This is a genomic window from Ensifer sp. Root127, from assembly GCF_001425225.1.
Lineage (GTDB): Bacteria > Pseudomonadota > Alphaproteobacteria > Rhizobiales > Rhizobiaceae > Ensifer > Ensifer canadensis.
Genome location: NZ_LMDX01000021.1, coordinates 38,070 through 61,357, shown reverse-complemented (window position 1 = coordinate 61,357; position 23,288 = coordinate 38,070). Strand labels below are relative to the sequence as shown.

22 protein-coding genes are annotated in these 23,288 nt (G+C 62.0%); 10 read left to right on the top strand and 12 right to left on the bottom strand.

What is annotated here, in order from left to right:
- Nucleotides 1-245 precede the first annotated feature (245 nt).
- Entirely contained in the window at nt 246-1,643 is a 1,398-nt protein-coding gene (locus tag ASD03_RS21940) for a PLP-dependent aminotransferase family protein (protein ID WP_057216259.1), read from the top strand.
- A gap of 395 nt (nt 1,644-2,038) precedes the next feature.
- Entirely contained in the window at nt 2,039-3,082 is a 1,044-nt protein-coding gene (locus ASD03_RS21935; RefSeq protein WP_057216256.1) for a glutamine synthetase beta-grasp domain-containing protein, read from the top strand.
- 185 nt (nt 3,083-3,267) lie between these two features.
- Here the strand turns inward: ASD03_RS21935 and ASD03_RS21930 are convergent, their stop codons facing one another.
- From ASD03_RS21930 to ASD03_RS21900, 7 genes are all read right to left on the bottom strand, one after another.
- Nucleotides 3,268-4,176 carry an ABC transporter ATP-binding protein gene (locus tag ASD03_RS21930; RefSeq protein ID WP_025428413.1) on the bottom strand — a complete coding sequence of 303 codons (909 nt, stop codon included), beginning with the start codon at nt 4,174-4,176 and terminating at the stop codon, nt 3,268-3,270.
- Nucleotides 4,173-4,976: an ABC transporter ATP-binding protein gene (locus tag ASD03_RS21925; RefSeq protein WP_057216252.1), complete on the bottom strand. Its 804-nt coding sequence runs from the start codon at nt 4,974-4,976 to the stop codon at nt 4,173-4,175. The genes ASD03_RS21930 and ASD03_RS21925 overlap by 4 nt, the downstream gene beginning before the upstream one ends.
- Nucleotides 4,973-5,863: an ABC transporter permease gene (locus ASD03_RS21920; RefSeq protein WP_057208900.1), complete on the bottom strand. Its 891-nt coding sequence runs from the start codon at nt 5,861-5,863 to the stop codon at nt 4,973-4,975. The genes ASD03_RS21925 and ASD03_RS21920 overlap by 4 nt, the downstream gene beginning before the upstream one ends.
- Before the next feature lies 1 nt (nt 5,864).
- Complete coding sequence (locus tag ASD03_RS21915) at nt 5,865-6,842, bottom strand: ABC transporter permease (RefSeq protein ID WP_025428416.1); 978 nt, start codon at nt 6,840-6,842, stop codon at nt 5,865-5,867.
- 164 nt (nt 6,843-7,006) lie between these two features.
- Nucleotides 7,007-8,653, bottom strand: coding sequence for an ABC transporter substrate-binding protein (locus ASD03_RS21910; protein WP_057208902.1), 1,647 nt, complete (start codon nt 8,651-8,653; stop codon nt 7,007-7,009).
- 35 nt (nt 8,654-8,688) lie between these two features.
- Complete coding sequence (locus tag ASD03_RS21905; protein WP_057208905.1) at nt 8,689-9,711, bottom strand: glycoside hydrolase family 3 N-terminal domain-containing protein; 1,023 nt, start codon at nt 9,709-9,711, stop codon at nt 8,689-8,691.
- Between the two features lie 24 nt (nt 9,712-9,735).
- On the bottom strand, nt 9,736-10,215 hold the full coding sequence (locus ASD03_RS21900; protein ID WP_057208907.1) for a GNAT family N-acetyltransferase: 480 nt from the start codon (nt 10,213-10,215) through the stop codon (nt 9,736-9,738).
- A 545-nt stretch (nt 10,216-10,760) separates the two neighbouring features.
- Between ASD03_RS21900 and napE the strand changes: the two genes are divergently transcribed.
- From napE to ASD03_RS21870, 6 genes are read left to right on the top strand one after another with little or no spacing between them, the layout of a single operon-like run.
- The gene (gene napE, locus ASD03_RS21895; protein WP_038577795.1) at nt 10,761-10,928 is read left to right on the top strand and encodes a periplasmic nitrate reductase, NapE protein; all 168 of its coding nucleotides are present in this window, start codon (nt 10,761-10,763) and stop codon (nt 10,926-10,928) included.
- Nucleotides 10,929-10,945: 17 nt separating this feature from the next.
- On the top strand, nt 10,946-11,431 hold the full coding sequence (gene napF, locus ASD03_RS38030) for a ferredoxin-type protein NapF (protein ID WP_244494681.1): 486 nt from the start codon (nt 10,946-10,948) through the stop codon (nt 11,429-11,431).
- Nucleotides 11,424-11,711, top strand: a complete 288-nt coding sequence (locus ASD03_RS21885; RefSeq protein ID WP_025428422.1) for a chaperone NapD — start codon at nt 11,424-11,426, stop codon at nt 11,709-11,711. The genes napF and ASD03_RS21885 overlap by 8 nt, the downstream gene beginning before the upstream one ends.
- Nucleotides 11,686-14,190 carry a periplasmic nitrate reductase subunit alpha gene (gene napA / locus ASD03_RS21880; RefSeq protein ID WP_057208913.1) on the top strand — a complete coding sequence of 835 codons (2,505 nt, stop codon included), beginning with the start codon at nt 11,686-11,688 and terminating at the stop codon, nt 14,188-14,190. Before ASD03_RS21885 ends, napA begins: the two co-directional genes overlap by 26 nt.
- Nucleotides 14,160-14,660 carry a nitrate reductase cytochrome c-type subunit gene (locus ASD03_RS21875; RefSeq protein WP_057208915.1) on the top strand — a complete coding sequence of 167 codons (501 nt, stop codon included), beginning with the start codon at nt 14,160-14,162 and terminating at the stop codon, nt 14,658-14,660. The genes napA and ASD03_RS21875 overlap by 31 nt, the downstream gene beginning before the upstream one ends.
- A gap of 4 nt (nt 14,661-14,664) precedes the next feature.
- Nucleotides 14,665-15,360, top strand: a complete 696-nt coding sequence (locus tag ASD03_RS21870) for a NapC/NirT family cytochrome c (protein WP_057216248.1) — start codon at nt 14,665-14,667, stop codon at nt 15,358-15,360.
- Nucleotides 15,361-15,400: 40 nt separating this feature from the next.
- On the opposite strand, the gene ASD03_RS21865 is transcribed toward ASD03_RS21870, so the two are convergent.
- Nucleotides 15,401-15,769, bottom strand: a complete 369-nt coding sequence (locus ASD03_RS21865; protein ID WP_057216243.1) for a YbaN family protein — start codon at nt 15,767-15,769, stop codon at nt 15,401-15,403.
- A 19-nt stretch (nt 15,770-15,788) separates the two neighbouring features.
- Complete coding sequence (locus ASD03_RS21860) at nt 15,789-16,490, bottom strand: DUF2161 family putative PD-(D/E)XK-type phosphodiesterase (protein ID WP_057216240.1); 702 nt, start codon at nt 16,488-16,490, stop codon at nt 15,789-15,791.
- Nucleotides 16,491-16,734: 244 nt separating this feature from the next.
- Here ASD03_RS21860 and ASD03_RS21855 point away from each other — a divergent pair, with 244 nt between their 5' ends.
- Together ASD03_RS21855 and ASD03_RS21850 are read left to right on the top strand one after the other, a co-directional pair.
- Nucleotides 16,735-18,099 carry a nodulation protein NfeD gene (locus ASD03_RS21855; protein ID WP_057216236.1) on the top strand — a complete coding sequence of 455 codons (1,365 nt, stop codon included), beginning with the start codon at nt 16,735-16,737 and terminating at the stop codon, nt 18,097-18,099.
- Between the two features lie 26 nt (nt 18,100-18,125).
- Nucleotides 18,126-18,899, top strand: coding sequence for a slipin family protein (locus tag ASD03_RS21850; protein WP_057216233.1), 774 nt, complete (start codon nt 18,126-18,128; stop codon nt 18,897-18,899).
- 22 nt (nt 18,900-18,921) lie between these two features.
- On the opposite strand, the gene ASD03_RS21845 is transcribed toward ASD03_RS21850, so the two are convergent.
- From ASD03_RS21845 to ASD03_RS21835, 3 genes are all read right to left on the bottom strand, one after another.
- Entirely contained in the window at nt 18,922-19,734 is an 813-nt protein-coding gene (locus ASD03_RS21845) for an inositol monophosphatase family protein (protein WP_025428430.1), read from the bottom strand.
- Between the two features lie 134 nt (nt 19,735-19,868).
- Nucleotides 19,869-20,930 carry an ABC transporter ATP-binding protein gene (locus ASD03_RS21840; protein ID WP_025428431.1) on the bottom strand — a complete coding sequence of 354 codons (1,062 nt, stop codon included), beginning with the start codon at nt 20,928-20,930 and terminating at the stop codon, nt 19,869-19,871.
- On the bottom strand, nt 20,927-23,164 hold the full coding sequence (locus ASD03_RS21835; protein ID WP_057216230.1) for an iron ABC transporter permease: 2,238 nt from the start codon (nt 23,162-23,164) through the stop codon (nt 20,927-20,929). Before ASD03_RS21835 ends, ASD03_RS21840 begins: the two co-directional genes overlap by 4 nt.
- Nucleotides 23,165-23,288: the final 124 nt, after the last annotated feature.

The window sequence follows — 23,288 nt, the reverse complement described above, 5'->3', positions numbered from 1 at the left end:
CATAAGAGGCAGTCATGCTTCCAACTCCCTTGTTGAGATCTTCGAAACCCCAATAAGGTAAGCCGAAAGGCCGGAAGCGTGACTGTCCCTCGATCATCATTGGCATCTCACTGATCCGTTCTCTCCTGGGACGCGGCTGCTTTCATGCCAACTCCTTTCCACCTGTATCGGCTGGGGGCGATGGTTCTTCCAGAGACAATGCGGTACAGTTACGCCAAACTGTCCTGTGCGAAGGTCCAATACAGATGGCGTTTCAACAAACGGAGATCGGTGGCGAAACCTTGCTCGACGGGGTCATGGGCACGATCCGGCAGCGCATTGCCAGCCGGTCGTTGACGCCGGGCGCCAAGCTTCCGTCCATTCGGGCGCTTGCCAGGACGATGCGGGTTTCCAAATCGACGGTTGTCGAGGCTTACGAGCGTCTGGCGGCCGAAGGCGTGATCCGGTCGCGGCCCGGCTCCGGCTTTTTCGTGTCTGCCCCCCTGGCGCCGTTGTCGCTCACGGAAGTCGGACCGCGGCTCGACCGCGCAGTCGACCCTCTCTGGGTTTCGCGTCAGGCGCTTGAAACGGACGCCCACGTTCTGAAGCCCGGTTGCGGCTGGTTGCCGGCGTCCTGGATGCCGGAGGCAGCGCTCAGGCGGGCGCTGCGCTCGCTCGCGCGCACGGATGCCGCGAGCCTGACGGATTACGGCACGCCGCTCGGCTTGCGACCGCTGCGGCAGTTGCTGTCGCGAAGGCTGGCCGAGCATGGTGTCGAGGCATCGCCCGATCAGATCATCCTGACCGAGTCAGGCACCCAGGCGATCGATCTTCTCTGTCGGTTCCTGCTCGAACCGGGCGATACCGTCATCGTCGACGATCCATGCTACTTCAATTTCCAGGCGCTGTTGCGGGCGCATCGCGTCAATGTCGTCAGCGTGCCCTATACGCCTGTTGGTCCCGATCTCGATCGCTTCGCCGAGGCGCTGGAGGCCTACCGTCCTCGCCTCTACATCACCAATTCCGCCGTGCACAATCCGACCGGCGCCACGCTTTCTCCCTTGATTGCCCACCGCCTGTTGCGACTTGTCGAGCAGGCAGGGTTGACTGTCGTCGAGGACGACATTTTTGCCGATTTCGAGCATGTGCCGGCGCCGCGCCTTGCCGCCTTCGATGGGCTCGACCGTGTGGTGCAGATCGGCAGCTTTTCCAAGACACTCTCCGCATCGGTGCGCTGCGGCTATATCGCCGCCCCCCGAGGCTGGATCGAGGGACTGACAGATCTCAAGATCGCGACGACTTTCGGCGGTCCTGGTCTTGCAGCCGAACTGGTGCTGACCCTTTTGCGCGATGGCAGCTACCGAAAACATATGGAGGCGCTGCGGCTGCGGCTGACGCGGACGATGACCGAGACGGCAACGCGACTGGCCACGGTCGGGATCACGCCCTGGATCGAGCCGCAGGCCGGCATGTTCCTCTGGTGTCGGCTCCCGGAAGGTCTTGATGCCTCAGAGCTGGCCCAGAAGGCGCTGGCTCACGATATTGTCCTCGCCCCCGGCAATGCCTTCAGCCATTCCGGTTCGGCAGCCGAGTTTTTGCGCTTCAACGTCGCCCAATCGACCGATCAGCGGCTCTATCGCGTGCTGGCTGAGATTGCTCGATAATCACCCATATCCGTAGCGGCCGTTTTGATGGAACCGGCTGGATGGTGCTTGTTTTTCGAGCAGCCTTTTTGACGCGGGTTGTTGTCGATCCGGCAAGGCCGCCGCAGCTGTGTCGCCTCAATTCGCCGGTGTTTACGGCACTCCGCCGGGCCTGTGCCTCAAACCGCGGCGTTCAATGCCTATTTTGTGTGCAATTCGCTTCATCCTTAGTCTTGGCGCGTCTTTCGCTCCATCGCCGCGAGTGGCGTGGGCTTTGATTTTTCGATCTTTGGCGGCGCAAACGCAAACTGGCACGATTAATGCTTTCTTGTGAGTACCGGTTGTTGGGCAGCTGAATTGGGTTGCCGGGCCGCTTCGGAACTTAGCCAGATCATGGCGCCATGTGAGAGAACGCAATGACAAAGTATAAGCTCGAGTACATTTGGCTCGATGGGTACACACCTGCCCCGAACCTCCGCGGAAAAACCTTGATCAAGGAATTCGATGCATTCCCGAAGCTGGATGAGCTTCCTTTCTGGGGCTTCGACGGAAGCTCGACGATGCAGGCGGAAGGCAAGAGCTCGGACTGTGTCCTGAAGCCTGTCGCCGTCTATCCCGACAGCGAGCGTAAGAACGGCGTTCTCGTGCTCTGCGAAGTCATGATGCCCGACGGCAAGACGCCGCATCCGTCCAACACCCGCGCAACCGTCATGGAAGACGATAGCGCCTGGTTCGGCTTCGAGCAGGAATACTTCTTTTACAAGAACGGCCGCCCGCTCGGCTTCCCGGAAACCGGCTTCCCGGCACCGCAGGGCCCGTACTACACCGGTGTCGGCTACAGCAATGTCGGCGATATCGCCCGCCAGATCGTCGAAGAACATCTCGACATCTGCCTGGCGGCCGGCATCAACCACGAAGGCATCAATGCCGAAGTGGCTAAGGGCCAATGGGAGTTCCAGGTCTTCGGCAAGGGTTCCAAGAAGGCCGCCGACGAAATCTGGCTGGCGCGCTACCTGCTGCAGCGCCTGACTGAAAAATACGGCATCGACATCGAATACCACTGCAAGCCGCTCGGTGACACCGACTGGAACGGCTCGGGCATGCATGCCAACTTCTCGACCGCCTACATGCGCGAAGTCGGTGGCAAGGACTATTTCGAAAACCTGATGTCGGCATTCGAGGACGCCCGTGCGGACCACATCGCCGTCTACGGACCCGACAACCATATGCGCCTGACCGGCAAGCACGAGACGCAGTCGATCCACCAGTTCAGCTACGGCGTGGCTGACCGCGGCGCTTCGATCCGCGTCCCGCACAGCTTCGTCAACAACGACTACCGCGGCTACCTCGAAGATCGCCGCCCGAACTCGCAAGGCGACCCCTACCAGATCGCTTCGCAGATCCTGAAGACGATCTCGACGGTTCCGACCGATGTCGAAAACCAGATGAAGGCGGCCTGAGCATGTGTCATGGCGTGCTGTAGCGGCACGCCATGCACGCTCTGTCTCCAAGCATATGCAATCGCTAACGGTTGCAAAGACAAAACGCCCCGCTTTCGAGCGGGGCGTTTTGTCTTTTGCTGTCCTGGGAGGATAGCTTCGGGGAGGGTGGGTGCCGGCGGCAATGCCGGCGGCGGCGCCGCGGTTCAGGCGGTGCGAACGAAGTGGTCCGTATCCACTTCGACGATGCGGTCCTGCGTCATCGCGGATTTGCGCCGGATCTCTTCGACATCCTCCGGACGCAGCCGAACGCTCGGGTCGTCGAAGCGGATATCCGGGTCAGGCACGGCAGAGAGCAGCAGCTTGGTGTAGGGGTGAGCGGGGTTGTCGATCACCTTGCCGACATTGCCCCATTCGACGATCTGGCCGGCATACATGACGGCGATATCCTCGGCGACATAACGGGCGGTGGCGATGTCGTGGGTGATGTAGAGCAGACCGAGCTTCATCTGCTGCTTCATCTCGCTCAAGAGATTGAGCACGCCGAGGCGAACAGAGACGTCGAGCATCGACGTCGGCTCGTCGGCGACGATCACTTCCGGCTTGGCGGCAAGCGCGCGGGCGATATTGACGCGCTGGCGCTGGCCGCCGGAAAGCTCGTGCGGATATTTGGGCGCGACGAGGTCGGGGTCGAGTTTCACCTGTTGCAGCAGCGCACGAACCGTCGCGTCGATCTCGGAACGCTTGATATCCGGGCGGTGCAGCAGCAGCGGCCGCTTCAAATGATAGGCGATGGTATGAGCCGGGTTGAGCGAGGCGAACGGGTCCTGGAAGATCATCTGCACCGCGCGTCGGTAGAGGACCGTCTCGGCCGGGCTGGCGCCGTCGACCGGCTCGCCCCTGAAGAGGATCTTTCCCTCCGTCGGCATATATTCGCGCATCGCCATACGGGCGCAGGTGGTCTTGCCGCTGCCTGACTCGCCGACGAGGGCGAGTGCGCGGCCTGCATGCAGCGAAAACGAGATCGAGCGGGCCGCATGGACTGCGCCCGGACCGTGGCCGAATGTCTTGGTGACCCTGTCAAGCGCAAGGATCGGGGTTGGCTGGGCGGTCATAGCAGGACACCTCCATGGAGCGACGGGAAGGAGGCCCAAAGTTGTTTTGTGTAGTCGTGCTGCGGCGATCCGTAGATCGCCTCCGCCGTGTTCTGCTCGACGAGCTTGCCGGCGAGCATGATGCCGATCCGGTCGCAGAACTGCACCATCAGCCCGAGATCGTGGGTGATGAACAGAACGGCGAAGCCGAGGGTTCGCCGCAATTCGTTGATTCGCTGGAGGATTTCACGCTGGACGACGACGTCGAGCGCCGTCGTCGGTTCATCCATGACCACCAGCCTCGGATCGAGCGCCAGGCAGATGGCGATGACGATGCGCTGGCGCATGCCGCCGGAAAACTGATGTGGGTAGTCGCGCATGCGGTCGGGCGCGATATCGACGAGCTTCAGCATTTCGGAGGTGCGGTCGCGCGCCTGCGCACGGCTCATGCCCTTGTGGGTCTTCAGCACGTCATAGAATTGCTGTTCGATGCGCAGCACCGGATTGAGCGAGTTCATCGCGCTCTGAAACACCATGGCGACCTCGCGCCAGCGGAAATCACGCAGGCCCTTGTCATCAAGGTCGAGCACATTGCGACCGTTGAGCAGGATGGTGCTGTCACGCCGGATGAGCGCCGGCGGCTTGTGCAGGCGGCTGATGGCGAAGGCGATGGTGCTCTTGCCGCAACCGGATTCGCCGGCAAGGCCGAAGACTTCGCCGGGGGCGACGTCGAAGCTGACATTGTCGACGGCACGAAAGTCCTTTTCCTCGCCGATATAGTCGATCGTGAGGTTTTTGACGGATAGCAATGGTGCGGTCACAGGCGACCCTCCCCGGAGCGGATGAGCGCGGACCAGCGCCCGAGACGGTTGCCGGTCCGCAGCCGCGGATTGGCGATTTCGTCGACGGCGAAATTCAGAAGCGACAGGCCGATGCCGAGAAAGGCAAGCGCGAAGCAGGGGGTGAGAATGTCCCACCAGGCACCGACCGAAAGCGCCGAGGCCTTCTGCGCGGCATAGAGCATGGTGCCCCAGGAGACGACCTTAGGGTCGCCGAGGCCGAGAAACTCTAGCGTCGCCTGGGTGATGATCGCGAAGATGACGCTGCCGATGAAGTTGATGCCGACGATCGAGATCAGGTTGGGGAAGATCTCGAAGGTCATGATGCGCCAGCGTGGCTCACCCATCATCTCCGCCGATTTGACGTAGTCCTTTTGCTTGACGGAAAGCGTCTCGGCGCGGGTGACGCGCGCGCCCCAGGCCCAGGAGGTTCCGCCAAGGATCAGCGCGATGACCCAGGGGCTGGCCTGACCGATGAAGGCGGCGAGCACCAGGAGCAGCGGCAGGTTGGGAACCACTAGCACCATGTTGGTGAAGAAGCTGATGACTTCGTCGACCTTGCCGCCGCGATAGCCGGCGAGAATGCCGAGCGCCGTGCCGACGATTGTGATGAGCAGGCCTGCGCCGAAGCCGACGGCAAGCGAGGTGCGGGCGCCATAGATCAGCCGCGTGAACACATCCTGGCCGATGCGGGTGGTGCCGAGCCAGTGGGCAAGCGACGGCGCCTGATGCGGCCGTCCGACGCGGGCGCCTGGATCGTAGGGGGTGAGCAGTGGTGCGGCGATCGCCACGAGAAGGATGAAGGCGATGATGGCGACGCCGACCAGAGCCTTGCGATTGCGGATCAATCCGAAGGGGTTGGTCTTCATCTCACGCCTTCTTCAGTCGGGGGTCGAGCAGCACATAGCTGACGTCGACGATGAAATTGGCAACCAGCATGGTCGCGGTCATGATCAGCAGCTGCCCCTGGATGACAGGGTAGTCGCGGGCAAGGATCGCCTGGTAGAGGATGTTGCCAAGGCCTGGATAGTTGAACACGACTTCGGTCACCAGCGAGCCGCCGAGGATCGTGCCGATGGCGATGGCAAGGCTCGACACGGTCGGCAGCAGCGCATTGCGCGCCGCGTACCAGAGCATCACATGGCCGTCCGACAGGCCCTTGGCGCGGGCCATGACGATATAATCCTCGCCGAGCAGGTTGATCATGTTGTTGCGCATGGTGACGGCGAAACCGCCGGTCAAGACCGTGCAGAGCGTCAGCATCGGCAAAATGCCGTGATAAAGCACGCTACCGAGATATTGCAGCGTAAAGGCCGGGTCGAGTGCCGGGTCGGCGGCGTAGCCCGTCGGGAACCAATTCAACGTGAAGCCGAAGAAGAAGACGACGATCAGCGACGTAACGACGGCCGGAACCGAGGTCGCGAAGATCGCACCGACCGAAACGATGACATCGAAAAGGCTGCCGCGGCGCCAGGCGGCGAGAATGCCGAGGAAGGTTCCCAGCGTGAAGCTGATGATGGTCGCCGTGCCCATCAGGCCGACCGTCCACACCAGCGCGTTGCCGAGAACCGTCGTCACCGGAAGCGGGAAATATTTGATCGAGCGGCCGAGGTCGCCGCTGAAGATGCTGCCGAGATAGGTCAGATATTGCTGCCAGAGCGGGCCATCGACGAAGCCGAAGGTGAGCTTCAGCGCCTGCAGACTTTCGGGTGGAAGCTCCGCCCCCGCGCTCGAAAACATGATCTGCACGGGATCGCCCGGCATCAGCCGCGGCAAAAAGAAGTTGATCGTCGCCGCCGCGACGAAGGCTGCCAGATAGAAGCATAGGCGGCGAAGCAGGAAAGCCATGGGGACTCCATCGACTGCGCCCTGGCCCTGTTACCGGCAGGAAAGGCGGCAGAAACGCTTTGAAATGGCGCAAGCCTTTAATCGCGGAGCTATTGTGCTCCCGAGGCCGGCGCGAAAGCGCGAGCGGCCCGGTGATGAGCCACTCCCGCCAGTCCTGGGGGTGTTTAGTTGACCGGTTCGAGTGCCAGCAAATGCAGCAGGCGCGCCGGGTTGGTCCGCGAGATCGACGGATTGACGAACGGGGTCTCGGCCGTCACCCAGCCTTTGAAGCGCTTGGTGTTGTACTGGTACCAGTTTGGATTGTTGAAGACCGGCATGATCGGCAGGTTCTCGGCGACGATGCGCTGAGCCTTGTTCATGGCTTCCTTCTGCTTGGCGAGGTCAGCCGTGTGGGTGAACTCGGTCAAAAGCTTCTCGACATCGTCATTGAACCAACGCTGCGCGGTAAAGCGCGTCTTGCCCTTGTCCGAAGCGCTGAAGGCGCGCTTGTAGGGATAATAGGGCGAGGCCGAGGCCGGCAGACTGTTGATCGCCGCGTCGAAGGTGCCGTTGATGAGGTTGCCGGTCCATACGGCTTCCTCCGGCGTTTCGATCTTGGCGTCGAGGCCGACGGCCTGCAGGCCCTCGACGGCGATCGTGACCGTGTCGATCCAGTCAGTCCAGGCGCTCGGAACGATGATCGAGAAGGCGATCTTGCTGCCATCCGGATTGTCGCGGAAACCGTCACCGTCCTTGTCGACATAGCCGGCCTCGTCGAGCAGGGCCTTGGCGGCATCGGCGTCGTATTTGCCGTAGGTGCCGAAATCGGTCGCGACCGACGGATCCGCCCAGCTCTTATAGAGTTCGCCCATGCCGGCAGGGTCTTCGTTGAGTGTCGGATAACCGTAGCCGGCGACGTCGACCATGGTGCCGCGATCAAGCGCCATGCTGGCCGCACGACGGAACTTCACGTCGTTGAAGGCCTTGCGGTTGTTCTCGTTGGCGGTTTCCTGGTTGAAGAGGAACGCCACCATGCTGCTCGGCGAATACCAGAAATGGTAGTGCTCCGGGTCCTTGGCGACGTAGACGTTCTCTATATCCGGGATGAAGGAAACGCCCCAGTCGAGCGTGCCCGACGCGGTCGCGGTCAGAATCTGGTTGTTGTCGGCAAGCTGCGGGAAGCGCATGCAATCGACTTTGAGCGCGGCGTCCCAATAGTGCGGGTTGCGGCACTGGTCGTAGGTCTGGCCGGTGAAGCGCGGGATCTCCGTCATCGGGCCGCTGCCAACAGGTGTTTCGTTGGCGAAGGTCACCGGTTCGGCGATGTCCTTCCAGACATGCTCCGGCACGATCGGCAGCTGGGCAAGCTGTTCGGCAGCAAGCGAGCTTGGATTGGCGAGCGTGAAGCGAACGGTCTGGCCGTCGACGGCTTCGACGCCGGTGATGAAGGTCCAGATGCTGACGAAGTCGAGCGCCGGGAACTTCTTCAGGTAGTCGTAGGTGAACTTGACGTCAGCAGCCGTCAGCGGCTTGCCATCAGACCATTTCAGGTTTGGGCGCAGCTTGAACTCGATGCTCTTCAGATCGTCGGCAAGCTTGAAGCTTTCGGCGAGGCGGAAGACCGGCTTGTTGTCATCGAAGCGATTGAAGACGACCAGCGGCTCGTAGATGAAGTCGAGCGTGCTTTGGCGCGCCGACGTCTGGTTGAACGGGTTGAAGTTGCGAACCCAGGTCGTGGCCGGCTCGATATTGACCGTCAGGATCGACTGCGCCACGGCCGGTGCAGCGAAAAGGGTCAGCGCGGTCGCTGCCCAGAGAATGGATTTTTTCATGGTTTCTCCCCTCTTGATTGGTGAGTGGCGTCTCGTCAGGCGACGAGAACGCTCTTGAACATCTCTTCGACTTCGGCGTGCGCCGCGCGAATGTCGACCTTGAGCTTGCCGAGCCGGCTCTGGCCGGCGGCGATACGCTTCTGGGCTGCCTCTGTCAGCGGACGGGCGGCCTTGGCGGCAGCCTCGCTCTCGGCCAGATCGCCGTGGCTGTGAAGTGCGACGTCGGAGCCGGCGTCGAGCACCTGCTTCACACGCTCGGGCAAGGTGCCGCGCAGTGATTCCATGAAGATGCAATCGGACACCAGCACGCCCTCATAGCCCATGTCGTTGCGGATCACTTCATGCATCGTCGGCGAGATCGAGGCCGGCAGCTCGCTGTCATAGGCGGAGTAGACGACGTGCGCGACCATCGCCCAGGGCGTGTCCTTGAGGGCAACGAAGGGCTTGAAGTCGGTTGTGACAAGCGTTTCGCGCGATGCGTCGACAACGGGCCGTTCCTTGTGGGAATCACGTGTCGCGCGGCCATGCCCAGGGATGTGCTTCATGACAGGCATGTTGCCGGTCTCAAGCAGGCCATCGACCACCTCGCGGCCGAGGGCGGCGATGAAGTCCGGATCCGAACCGAAGGAGCGCGCACCGATGACGGCGCTGGTCGTTTCGAAGACGAGATCGAGGACCGGCGAGCAGCCGCTGGTGAGGCCGAGTTCGCTCATCATCGTGCCCATTGCCTGGGACGACAGGCGAAGCGCCTTTTTGCCGAGCGCAAGGTCATGGCGCGCCAGTTCGGCAAACTGGCCGAAGCTGCGGAAAAGCGGCCAGGGACCGGCGTCGAGATGCTGGACGCGACCGCCCTCCTGGTCAGTGAAGACAGGTGCGTCGTCGCGCCCAACGGCCTCGCGGAAGCGCTCGATCAGGATCTTGACCTGGCCGGGCTCGCGCAGATTGCGTCGGCCGACGAAGAGGCCGAGCGGGTTGGTTTCGCGAAACAGGGCGAACTCGTCGTCCGAGAGTGTTGGGTTTGGTAGGCCGACGAAGAGGGCGAGCGGTGTCGATGCCATTGGAGAGCTCCGATGTTCAGATGATTATTTGGATGGATTACGAAGCATGCCTTCGTAGATGCCTTTGTCGGCGGCGGGGATGGCAACGGCGCCGATGGTCTTGGCGTAGAAATCGACCGGGCCGGCATCGCCGATAAAGGCATAGGCATGGCCGAGCGTCTTCATGGTCTCGAGCGATGCGGTCAACAGATCAACGCCGATACCGCGCCCTCGGCTCTCGCCGGCGACCCCGGTCGGGCCGAAGAAACCGCGCGCCGTCGTGTCGTAGCAGGCAAAGCCGAGCAGCTTACCACCTTCCACCGCGATCAGGCAGGCGATCGGCTGGCGGGAGAAGGCGACCGAAACCTCGCTCGCCCAATTCTCACTGAAGTTCTGCCTTACCCAGTCGACGACGACGTGCATTTCGGGCGGCAGCGCCGGGCGAATGCGAATGCCGGTCGTGTCGGTTTTCCGCTTGAGATTGGCGAGCGTCGGCGAATACAAGCTCACAAGCAAGTCCGGCACCCCTAGTCCTCCGTATATTCCCTTATTAAGGAATTGATCCCTTTGTAATGCAATATGTGTCCTCATCTCCGGCGGGTTGTCAACCGGCAATCGTGGCGATGGGGTGGGAGGGTTGACGCTTCACCATGATGGCAGCGAGAACAGTCGGCTGCGCATAGTATTATCGCGCCACAGAGCCTTGGCTCCGGCGAACTCGTCGGCGGTCAAACGACGAATCATCGAGTTGCCTTCAAAAACCAATGGCTTCGAGACTGAACATGCGCGCACTGCCAGCACATGCGCCAAGCTGTCGCCGCCGCTCTTCGTTCTCTTGTTGTTCTTTTCATATTGTAATTTACAAAAATACTAAGTTTGATTTTCGCTGTTTTTTTCAAGGAACCACTGCAATTCCCAGGGCAAATATCTCATTGAATTGACAGATGTTATTTTTATTCTTGATTACAAAAGTAGAGTTTGTTCCGCTTTATTTTCCGTCACGGATTGTTACTATGCTTTCGGTTCAACGAGCCCGGGAGCCAGGCGTGTCAGAGTTACCTCCACAGCACTTGACCGAGCAGGAGCCGCGATCTCGCCGGCGCCAGGAGCTTTTGACATTTCTTGTTCTTGCCTTTGGCATCTGGCCGCTGGTGGCCGTCGGCGTGGTCGGCGGTTACGGCTTCATCGTATGGATGCTGCAGATCGTTTACGGCCCTCCCGGCCCGCTTGGGCATTGAGGTGATCCATGGGGGCGATGACAACCAGACGAGGATTGTTCCTGGGCCGGCAGGCGGAGCGGAGGCGCGTCCTGCCGCCGGGCGTCACGCTTGAAAGCCTGACGGCATGCACCGGCTGCGGCCAATGTGTGGAAAAGTGTCCCACCCAAATCATCGTGCTGCTTGACGAACGTCCGTCGCTCGATTTTTCAGGCGGCGAATGCACGTTCTGCGGCGGTTGTGCACGGGCCTGTCCGGAGCAGGTATTCGCAGCGGAGGCCGTAACGCGGCTTGCCCATGTCGTTGCGATCGGCGACGGCTGCCTCGCGCGCAACAATGTCGCCTGCCAATCCTGTCGCGATGCCTGTCCGCAGCAGGCGATCCGATTTCGGCCGCGGACCGGCGGGCCGTTCCTGCCAGAGGTGGATGTCAACAGTTGCAGCGGATGCGGTGCCTGCATCGGCGTCTGTCCTGTCGGTGCAATCGGCATTGCGGATCGGGTTCAGGAGGGCGTCCATGCCTGATCCCTCCCGGCAATATCATATCTCAAGCGCCGTCGTCGTCGCTCTTCCGGCGATGAAGGATGCTGTCCTTGCCGCGCTGGCGCGCATGGCAAATGTCGAGGTTTACGGCCATGAGGGCGGCAAGATTGTCGTCGTCATCGAGGGAACGAGTACCGGCATGCTTGGCGAATGCCTGTCGACGATCTCCACGCTCGAGGGCGTGGTAGCGGCCAATATGGTTTTCGAACATGTCGAAACGGAAGGAGTGACGGACGATGACCACCGAACTGATGCGGCGTGATATCCTGAAGGCGCACGCGGCCGGCATCGCCGCCGCCACCGCCGGCATCGCACTGCCCGCCGCCGCTCAACCGGTGCCCGGCGGTATCAGCGCGCTCGAAATCAAGTGGTCGAAGGCGCCCTGTCGCTTCTGCGGCACCGGCTGCGGCGTCATGGTCGGCGTCAAGGAGGGGCAGGTCGTTGCCACCCATGGCGACATGCAGGCCGAGGTCAACCGCGGCCTCAACTGCATCAAGGGCTATTTCCTCTCCAAGATCATGTATGGCTCCGACCGGCTGAAGACGCCGATGCTGCGCAAGCTGAACGGCGCCTACAGCAAGGACGGCGAGTTCGAGGCGGTGAGCTGGGACGAAGCCTTCGACGTCATGGCCGAACAGTGCAAGAAGGTGCTGAAGGAAAAGGGGCCGACGGCGGTCGGCATGTTCGGATCCGGCCAGTGGACGATCTTCGAGGGCTATGCTGCGACGAAGCTGATGCGCGCCGGCTTCCGCTCCAACAACCTCGACCCCAATGCCCGCCATTGCATGGCCTCGGCGGCCTACGCCTTCATGCGAACCTTCGGCATGGACGAGCCGATGGGCTGCTATGACGACTTCGAGCATGCGGACGCCTTCGTGCTTTGGGGCTCGAACATGGCGGAGATGCATCCGATCCTGTGGACCAGGCTTGCTGATCGCCGCCTGGGCCAGTCGCATGTGAAGGTGGCCGTCCTGTCGACCTTCACCCACCGCAGCATGGACCTCGCCGACATTCCGATGGTGTTCAAGCCCGGCACCGACCTGGTGATCCTCAACTACATCGCCAATTACATCATCGAGAAGGGCCGGGTGAACGAGGACTTCGTTCGCAAACACACCACCTTCATGCGCGGCGTCACTGATATCGGCTATGGCCTGCGTCCGGACAATCCCATCGAAGTTAAGGCTGCCAATTCATCCGACCCCGGCAAGATGGAACCGATGGACTACGAGGCGTTCAAGGCGTTCGTCTCGGAATACACTCTGGAGAAGACCGCCGAGATGACCGGTGTCGACCCGGCGTTTCTGGAGGAACTCGCCGAACTCTACGCCGATCCGCAGCGCAAGGTGATGTCGTTGTGGACCATGGGGTTCAATCAGCATGTGCGGGGCGTCTGGGCCAACCAGATGGTCTACAACATTCACCTTCTGACCGGAAAGATCTCGGAGCCCGGCAACAGCCCGTTCTCGCTGACCGGCCAGCCGTCTGCCTGCGGCACCGCGCGCGAGGTCGGCACCTTCGCCCACCGTTTGCCTGCCGACATGACCGTGACCAATCCGGAGCACCGCAAGCACGCCGAGGAGATCTGGCGCGTTCCGCATGGGATCATCCCGGAAAAGCCCGGCTATCACGCTGTCGAGCAGGATCGCATGCTCAAGGATGGCAAGCTCAGCTTCTACTGGGTTCAGGTCAACAACAACGTCCAGGCCGCCCCCAATACCAGCAACGAAACCTACCAAGGCTATCGAAACCCGGAGAATTTCATCGTGGTCTCGGATGCCTATCCGACGATCACGGCCATGAGCGCCGACCTCATCCTGCCGGCGGCCATGTGGGTGGAAAAGGAAGGCGCCTACGGCAATGCCGAGCGGCGGACCCATGTCTGGCACCAGCTGGTGCAGGCGCCGGGCGAGGCGCGCTCGGATCTCTGGCAGATGGTCGAGTTCTCCAAACGCTTCATAACCGACGAAGTCTGGCCGGCCGAAATCCTCGCTGCCAACCCAGAGTTCAAGGGCAAGAGCCTGCATGACGTCCTGTTCCAGAACGGTGAGGTCAACCGCTTCCCCTTAAGCGAAGTCAGCGGCGACTACGCCAACAACGAGGCCGAAGCCTTCGGCTTCTACCTCCAGAAGGGCCTGTTCGAGGAATATGCCACCTTCGGTCGCGGCCATGGCCACGATCTCGCGCCATACGACCGATACCACGAGGAACGCGGTCTGCGTTGGCCGGTGGTCGACGGCAAGGAGACACGCTGGCGCTATCGCGAGGGCTACGACCCCTACGTCAAGGCCGGCGAGGGCGTGAAATTCTACGGCCGCCCGGACGGCAAGGCGGTCATTCTTGCGGTGCCCTACGAGCCGCCGGCGGAATCACCCGACGAGGAATTCGATCTCTGGCTGGTGACGGGTCGCGTGCTCGAACACTGGCATTCGGGTTCGATGACGATGCGTGTGCCGGAGCTCTATCGCGCCTTTCCGGGCGCCCGCTGCTTCATGAATGCGGATGACGCCCGCAAGCGCGGCATCAATCAGGGAGCGGAGGTGCGGATCATGTCGCGGCGCGGCGAGATCCGCTCACGCATCGACACGCGCGGACGCAATCGCATGCCGCCCGGCGTGATCTTCGTGCCGTGGTTCGATGCGAGCCAGTTGATCAACAAGGTGACACTCGACGCAACGGATCCCATCTCCAAACAGACGGATTTCAAAAAATGCGCAGTCAAGATCGTCTCAGTCGCTTGAAGCGACCAGAATGGGTGGTCGTTGCCATCGGCCTCGCCATGTTTGTCACTACGACGGCGATTGCCCAGGTCGTCCAGCAAATGGTGCCGCAGCTTGAAGGCCCGACACCACAGATGGAAACCGGGGCTGCCGCGAGCTTGCCGAAATGGGTGGTCGATGACAAACGCAAGATGCGCGCCTATCCGGATCAGCCGCCGATCATTCCGCACTCGATCGAGGGCTATCAGCTTTCGGTCAATACCAATCGCTGTCTCTCCTGCCACAAACGCGAGTTCACGCAGGATAGCGGCGCGCCGATGATCAGCGTGACGCACTACATGACGCGCGACGGGCAGATGATCGCCGACGTTTCGCCTCGGCGCTACTTCTGCACGGCATGTCATGTGCCGCAGGCGGATGTTCGCCCGCTGGTCGACAATGTCTTCAAGGATATGAGCGAACTCGGCGTCAAGCCGGCCGGAAGCGAGTGAGCCCATGGAGCGGATCCGACGACTTATCCTGTGGGCGTGGCGGCTTGTCAGCACGCCGGCGGGAACGCTCAGCCTCGGTTTTCTGACGCTGGGCGGCTTCATTGGCGGCGTGATGTTCTGGGGCGCCTTCAATACGGCGCTGGAGATCACCAATACCGAGAAGTTCTGCACTTCCTGTCACGAGATGAAAGCTAACGTCTATGAGGAACTGACGCGCACGATCCACTTCTCCAATCGTTCCGGCGTGCGCGCCTCCTGTCCAGATTGTCACGTTCCGCATCAGTGGACCGACAAGATCGCCCGCAAGATGCAGGCGTCGAAGGAGGTCTGGGGGAAGATCTTCGGCACCATCAACACCCGCCCCAAATTTCTGGAAAAACGGCTTGAACTGGCCCAGCACGAATGGGCGCGGTTGAAGGCGAACGACAGCCTGGAATGCCGCAACTGCCATTCCTCCGTTGCCATGGATCTGCAAAAGCAGACGGAGCGCGCCGCCACCATTCACACGCGCTACCTGCTGTCGGGCAAGGCGACCTGCATCGATTGCCACAAGGGTATCGCGCACGAACTGCCGAACATGCAGGGCATCGATCCCGGCTGGAAGATGCCGAAGGAGCTGGAAGGCACAAGCACCTCGGGCATGACGCCGATCGACGATCTTCGCCGCGCGATGATGGAGCTTCACGCCAGCAATCTCTGATCGTCGCTTCCGACAAATGCGCCGCGAAGGGGGTGACCCCTCAGGCGGTCGGCCTGGTGATGATAAAAAGGGCCGGGAGCAGCATCGCCCCGGCGACAACCGTCGCAAGCGGCAGGCTCGGTTTGCTGACTATGCAGAAGAAGGCGAAGCTCGTCGCCATCAGCGAAATGGCTATGATCTTTGCCCGTGCCGGTATCGCACCTTTTTCCCGCCAGAGCCGCAAGGATGGACCGAAGGTCGGGTGTTCCAGCAGCCAGCGCTCAAGTCGCGGCGACGCGCGAGCGAACAGGCCGGCCGCCAGGAGAAGAAAGGGCGTGGTTGGCAAGATCGGCAAAAAGATGCCGGCGACGGCGAAACCGATCATCAGCCATCCAAGACCAAGACAGAGCAGCCGAAGAGGAAGGTTCATAGCTGGTCTCCAAGCCGGGTCAATCTTCGGAACATGTCGACATCGCCGCGGTATCATTCTCACCCGATACTCGGCCTTGCGGCCAGCGCCGAAGTGCTTCAGCTCCCATTTCGGTCAGCGCATAGATGCCGCGGTCGACCCGTTCGAACCAGCCATAGACATTGCCTTGCAGGATCTTGGCGGCATCGGGTGCGGCCTCACGCAGGTCGCGAGGACGTAGATTGCCATCCTGCAATGCCGCCGCGCAGGCGAGGGCCTGCTGGCGATAGGCGGTCATGATCGGCGCGCGCGTGCTGCCGCCGAGCGTCGGGTCGCCCTTGCGACGGCGGTGTTCCTTGATGAGACGCGCTCGCTTTTTCAGGTTCCCGCGCGGCATGGCGGCCGATGCCGCAACAATCACGTCGACCGTGCCGTTGTCGGCAACGGCGAGCATGCCGAACCCGAGCCGGCGGCAGAGATCGCGAAAGCGGCGGTCGCTCTCCCGCCCTTTGCCCTTGGCCGAGACACGCGCTGCGATCCAAACTTCGTCACCGGCATTGGCGCGATCCACTGCCTGCAGCACCAGTTCCAGATTGAACGTCAGCTTCAGCTCGCAGATAACGACGAGCGGCGGCTCGTCGTCGCTGAGCGCAAGGATATCGCAGCCCCCGACCTCACCTTTGACGGAGTATCCCGCCTCTTCGAGGAAGCGCTTGATCGGAAGATAAAGTGTTGTCTCCAAGCGGATGGGTTCCTGTCGAGATCGAAGGCGGTTCGTCCTGGCAAGTGCCGCCATGGTCGTTTGTTACGCGAGCCGGGGCAATTGTTCTGACATGCAGATAGCCCCGATCCGGGGCTTTGTCATCCGGTTGTCCGGTCGCAGCGCGGTGGTGCGTTGTGCTTCGTCTTAACTTTATGGTGTGTTAATATTGCTGCGTGGGCGGCCTTCGCCGGAGGGCGCCCGGTATCCGAGGCTTTGACGACAGATGTTGCGAGTCCTCACCCTGTTGCTGTCGCTGTTATCAGCATTCGTGTTTCCCGCCGCGTCCGCGCCAGAAACCGAGAAGGTTGTTTTGGTGCTGTCTTTGAAGGGGGCGATCGGTCCGGCATCGGCTGAATATATCAAACGCGGATTGCAGAAGGCCAATGATCGGCACCTGCCGCTTGTCGTTCTCCAAATGGATACGCCGGGTGGTCTCGATACCTCCATGCGCGAAATCATCCAGGCGATCCTGGCATCATCCGTTCCAGTCGCGAGCTTCGTTGCACCCAGCGGAGCACGTGCGGCAAGCGCCGGCACCTACATTCTCTATGCAAGCCATATCGCTGCCATGGCGCCGGGAACCAATCTCGGGGCGGCAACGCCGATCGCCATCGGCGGAGACATGTTCGGCGGCCAGAAGGACGAGCGTCCCGACGAGAACGACAAAGATACTGCTGCCCAATCTCGGCCAACCCAGACGACAATCGAGGCCAAGCTCATCAACGATGCCGTCGCCTATATCCGCGGGCTGGCCGAGTTGCGCGGGCGCAATGCCGATTGGGCCGAACGGGCTGTGCGCGAGGCTGCGAGCCTGTCTGCGGCGGCTGCCGTTCAGGAGAAAGTCGTCGATTTCACGGCCACTTCGGTCGACGATCTGCTGAAGCGGGCGCAGGGACGAATTGTCCGTGTCGGGCAGACGGATATCGCGCTAGAAACGGCTGGGCTCGGCGTGGAGACTTTTGTGCCCGACTGGCGCACGCGCCTGCTTGGGGTGATCACCGATCCGAACATCGCGATCATTCTGATGATGATCGGCGTCTATGGACTGATCTTCGAGTTCCTGACCCCCGGATCGGTCGTGCCCGGCACCGTCGGCGGGATCTGCCTGCTGCTCGGGCTCTACGCTCTGGCCGTCTTGCCGGTCAGCTATGCCGGTCTCGGTTTGATCCTGCTCGGTATCGGCCTGATGGTCGCGGAGGCGCATTCGCCTTCTTTCGGTGTGCTCGGTGCCGGCGGCGCCCTGGCGCTGGTTCTCGGCGCTGCGATCCTTTTCGATACCGACACTCCGGGGCTGCAGGTCTCATGGGCGATGCTTGCCGGCGTCGGCATTGCCAGCCTCGGTTTCAGCCTGCTCGTCGCCCGTCTCGCCTTCAGCGCGCGGCGCCATGCGGTGGTGACCGGCGGCGAGCAGATGATCGGGCTGCCGGGCAAGGTCGATAGCTGGTCCGGCGCAAACGGCTATGTGATCGCCCACGGCGAACGGTGGCAGGCTGTCAGCAGCCAGACACTGGATGCGGGAGAAAATGTGAAAGTTGTCGGCCGCAACGGGCTGACGCTTGAGGTCGCGCGCGACGAGGCAAAGGCCTGACGCATGCGGTAGAAGGAGTAAAGATCATGGACATGCTTGGGAGCCTCGCTCCCTATCTCGCGATCCTGTTGTTCCTCCTGATCGTCATCGCCTATGCGATCAGGATCCTGCGCGAATATGAGCGCGGCGTCATCTTCACACTCGGTCGCTTCACGGGCGTCAAGGGTCCGGGGCTGATCCTGCTTCTTCCCTATGTCCAGCAGATGGTGCGGGTCGATCTTAGAACCCGCGTGCTCGATGTTCCAAGCCAGGACGTCATCTCGCACGACAACGTGTCGGTCCGCGTCAGCGCGGTCATCTACTTCAGGGTGATAGATGCCGAAAAGTCGACGATCCAGGTCGAGGATTTCATGATGGCGACGAGCCAGCTCGCCCAGACGACATTGCGCTCAGTACTCGGCAAACACGACCTCGACGAGATGCTGGCAGAACGCGACCGCCTGAACGAAGACATCCAGAAGATCCTCGACAGTCAGACCGATGCCTGGGGCATCAAGGTTGCCACGGTCGAGATCAAACATGTCGACATCAACGAAAGCATGGTCCGGGCGATCGCTCGGCAGGCGGAGGCGGAGCGGGAACGCCGCGCCAAGGTCATCAACGCCGAAGGCGAGCAGCAGGCGGCGGCCAAGCTGCTCGAGGCCGCCGAGATCCTCGCCCGGCAGCCCGAAGCCATGCAGTTGCGCTATTTGAGCACCTTGAACGTGATCGCCGGCGAAAAGAACTCGACGATCGTGTTTCCGTTCCCGATGGAGTTCGTCAACCTGCTGACGGCCAAGGTCGATAAGTCGACGAGCTGATCACGTTTGGGGTCTCGATGTTTCAGGCTGCCTTGCGTTCGAGTTGCGCGACCTTGAGCAGGTCGTCGATCGCGCCGGGCGCTGCGACCAGAACAGCGCTTCCCCGCGTCAGGGCTTCGCCCTGTGTCGGGAAGGGCAGCGACCAGCCGCCTGCCTCGTTGACGAGGCAATAGCCGGCCAGGCAATCCCAGGCATGCATGTAGGGCTCGTAGTAGCCGACGAGCCGACCGGCGGCCACATAGGCGATCATCAGCGCGCCCGAACCGTTGCGCATGAAGTTGCCGCCGGCGGCAAGGAGGCGCTCGACGATCCCCGCGACTTCGGCCGGCGTCACGTGATTGTTGGCGCCAAGTCCTGTCACGGCATCGCGGATCGTCCGTGTCGCATCGAGGCGCAGGGTCTTGCCGTTCAGTGTCGCGCCCAGTCCGGAAGCAGCCGCATAGAGCTCGTCGTGACACGGCGACTGGATCACGCCGATCACGGGTTTGTCGGCATAAAGCACGGCGATCGAGATGCACCAATTGGGCATGCCGTTGACAAAGGGCGTCGTTCCATCGATCGGATCGATCACCCAGGTGAAGCCCGAAGTGCCACTGACAAGGCCGTGTTCTTCGCCGAGCACACCGTCGTCCGGGAACGAGGCGCTGATGCGATCGCGGATCAGCGTCTCGACGTTCCGGTCGGCGATTGAAACAACGTCATGGGCGTCGGCCTTGGTTTCGATGACCAGCGTTTCGCGCTGCAGGAAGTAGTCATGGGCAAGCCGTCCGGCTTCCTCGGCAATGGTCTTGGTGAGCGCGAAGCGAGCTTCAAGGCCCGCGATTGGCGAAGTCATGCAATAGTCCTTCCTGTGTCGATCTCAAGACATCATACGCTACAGAGCCGCGCGTCAGTTGGACGCGCAAAAGATGCTGTAACGCTCTAAATTTGCTGCATAATGTTCCCGAAACCCGATGCGGGTTTAAGGAGTTATGCAGTAATCAAAGCAAGGCCGCGGTTGCGGAAGCCGATGGCGACTTCGGTCGAGGGAGATAACATCTCCTCGATCGCATCATCAACCACGAATAGCAATCCATTCTGTGTTTCAACTTCATACTCGATGTGGCCGCCGAGATAGGCGGCGGTACTGATCGTACCGGGCAGTGCTGCACCAGTCGCCGGCGTCAGCGTCACGGCATTGGGGCGCACGGCAAGCTTCGACGGGCCCGGCCGGGCATCGCGCGACGGCAGCCTGTGTTCGAGCCCGCCGACACGGATGGTGGCAAGGCCGGCGTCGGATGCGGTGATTTCGCACGGCAGTACGTTGGCCTCGCCCATGAAGTCGGCGATGAAGGCCGATGCCGGCGCCTCGTAGAGTTCGCGCGGCGCCCCCTCCTGGGCGATCTCGCCATCCTTCATGACGATGATCCTGTCGGAGACGGCAAGCGCCTCGTCCTGGTCGTGCGTAACGTAAACGGCGGTAAAGCCGAGCCGTTGTTGCAGCTCGCGGATTTCGGTGCGGACGCGCCGGCGCAGCCGCGCGTCAAGGTTGGAAAGCGGTTCGTCGAGCAGCAGCACCTGCGGCTCGAGCACCAGCGCGCGGGCGACGGCGACGCGCTGCTGCTGTCCACCGGAGAGTTCGGCCGGAAGCCGCTGGCCCAGGCCGCCGAGGCCGACGAGCTTCAGGCCTTCCTCGGCCCGATCGCGCGCCTCCTTCTTCTTCATGCCGGAGGATTCAAGCCCGTAGGCGACATTGTCGAGCGAGGTCATATGCGGGAACAGCGCGTAGGATTGGAACACCATCGACACGTCGCGCTCGTTGGCCGGCAGCATGGTGACGTCCTTGCCGCCAATCAGGATTCGGCCGGCGGATGGATGCTCCAGGCCGGCGAGCATGCGCAGCGTGGTGGTCTTGCCGCAGCCTGATGGCCCGAGCAGGGTGACGAGGGTGCCGGGTTCGATGGTCAGCGACAGATCGTGGATGGCGGTGAAGGCGCCGAACTGCTTGCGCACGTTCTGGAAGACGACCGAGCCGGTGCGTGGGGTGCTCATGCGGGGTTCTCCTGGGAAAGGGTCTTGGTGGCAGCGCGGACCGGAGCCGCGCCGAAGACGCGGTTCTCCCGCCGGAGCTTGCGCTCGCCGACAAGCAGTTGCAGGCCGGTGATGACGGTGATCATCACCACGATGAGGGCCGACGAATAGGCGATCGCCACGCCGAACTCGCCGTTTTCGACGAGGCCGACGATATAGGACGTCGCCATGTTGTATTCGGCGCTCACAAGGAAGACGACGGCGCTGATCGAGGTAATCGCCCGGACAAAGGAGTAGACGAGGGCGGCGACGATGGCCGGACGCAAGAGCGGCAGGATCACCTTGCGCAGCGTGCGGAAGCTGGTGGCCCGCAGCGTCAGCGATGCCTCGTCCAGGCTTTTGTCGAGCTGGCTCATCGCCGCGATGCCGCCACGTACGCCGACGGGCATGTTGCGGAAGACGAAGCAGGCAACGAGGATCAGTGCCGTGCCGGTCATTTCGAGTGGCGGCAGGTTGAAGGCGATGATGTAGCTGATGCCGATGACCGTGCCGGGAATGGCAAAGCTCAACATCAAGGCAAATTCGAAGATATCCCGCCCGGCAAATCGCTGCCGGACGATCAGGTAGGCGGTCAACAGCCCGACGAGGGCCGTCAGTGGCGCCGAGATCAGCGCGATTTCCATCGTCGTCCAGAACGAATTCCAGGCGACGCCGGTCCAGGCGATGACGCCGTCGGTGACCGAGAACGAGAAGGCCTTGATATAGTGCTCAAACGTCAGCGAGTTATCGAGACCCCAGGTTTTCACGAAGCCGCCAAACAGGATCATGCCATAGACGACGACCGTGAAGATCATCCACGGGATCACCACGGCGTGGACGCCGATCGACAGCGAGCGGGGCAGAGCGATATGCGAGCCTGAATCGCCCTTGCCGGTCACGGTCGAATAATTCTTGCCCGCCAGCCAATAGCGCTGGGCAAGGAACGCCGACAAAGTGAAGCACAAGAGGATGATGGCGAGCACGGCGGCGCGTGACGGGTCGTTCTGCGCGCCGACGACGGCAAAGAAGATTTCCGTCGAAAGCACGCCATGGCTGCCGCCAAGCACGAGCGGATTACCGAAATCGGCCATGCTCTCGATGAAGCCGATCAGGAAGGCGTTGGCAAGGCCCGGCTTCATCAGGGGGAGCGAGACGTTCCAGAATGTCCGCCAGCGGTCGGCCCGCAACGTCTGCGATGCCTCTTCCATCGAGGGACTGACGCCCTCGACGACGCCGATCAGCACCAGGAACGAGATCGGGGTGAAGGACAGCACCTGCGCGATCCAGATGCCGGTGAGGCCGTAGAGCCAGCGGCCCGGTTCGATGCCAAAAGCATCGGACAGGAACTCCGTAATGACGCCGGCGCGGCCGAAGAGCAGGGTGAGCGCCAGGCCGATGACGAAGGGCGGCGTGATGATCGGCAGCACCGTCAGCATGCGCATACCCTTCTTGAAGGGGAAGCGGGTGCGCGTTGCGACAAGGGCAAACGCTAGGCCGAGCAAGGTCGAGCCGGAAGCGGTCATCAGCGCCAGCCACAGCGTGCGCCAGGCGACGCCGCAGCGCTCGCCCCCGGTGACGCAGCCAAGGCTCCAGATCGAGCCGTCCTGGATGTTGCGCAGGAAACCATCAGGCTTGAACGAACCGTCGAAGTCCTGGACTGAAGCCGCAAACATGCTGCCGACGGGATAGAAGACGAAGACGACGACGAGGCAGACGAGCAGCGCGATCGAGGCGACGATGAAGGCATCGCCCTTCATGACGCCGCGCTCCGCCAGCCCAAATGCGAAGATGAGGACGAAGGCGAGGGAAGCGAGGACGGCGCCGGCGCCCATCGAGGGCTGTCCGTCGGCAAGCGGGCCGAACAGGCTTTCGCTGATCGTCCAGGTCCAACCGGTAAAGCCGATCGCCAGACCCTGGGCCGCAATGAAGAGAAGGCCGAGCGCGCCGGCTGCCGCCAACACCAGGCCGCGGCGGGCCGGATCGCGGACGAGCCGGGCAACCGCGCAGATGCCGAGCAGGACGAGCGCGACGACGAGCCATGAACGCCCGTGGGCAAAGATTTGCGCAAGGCCGGGTGCCACGGCAGCATCGGAGGGGAAGCCGGAAAGCCAGCCAAGCCCGAAGAAGCCTCCCTCGATGCGGTACCAGGGCACAGCCAGGAATGCGGCCAGCCCGAGCCCGAGTGTGAGGTCGAGCCTACGGTTGCGATGTTCCATCACGGTCCTCGCGTCTCTTCAATATTGGAATGTCGATTTGTTGCAGGGCCGGCTTTCGGCCGCCGGAAACGCGTGCGGTCTTTCGAGATGTGATCGACCGGATCGTTCGATCCGGCCGATTGCA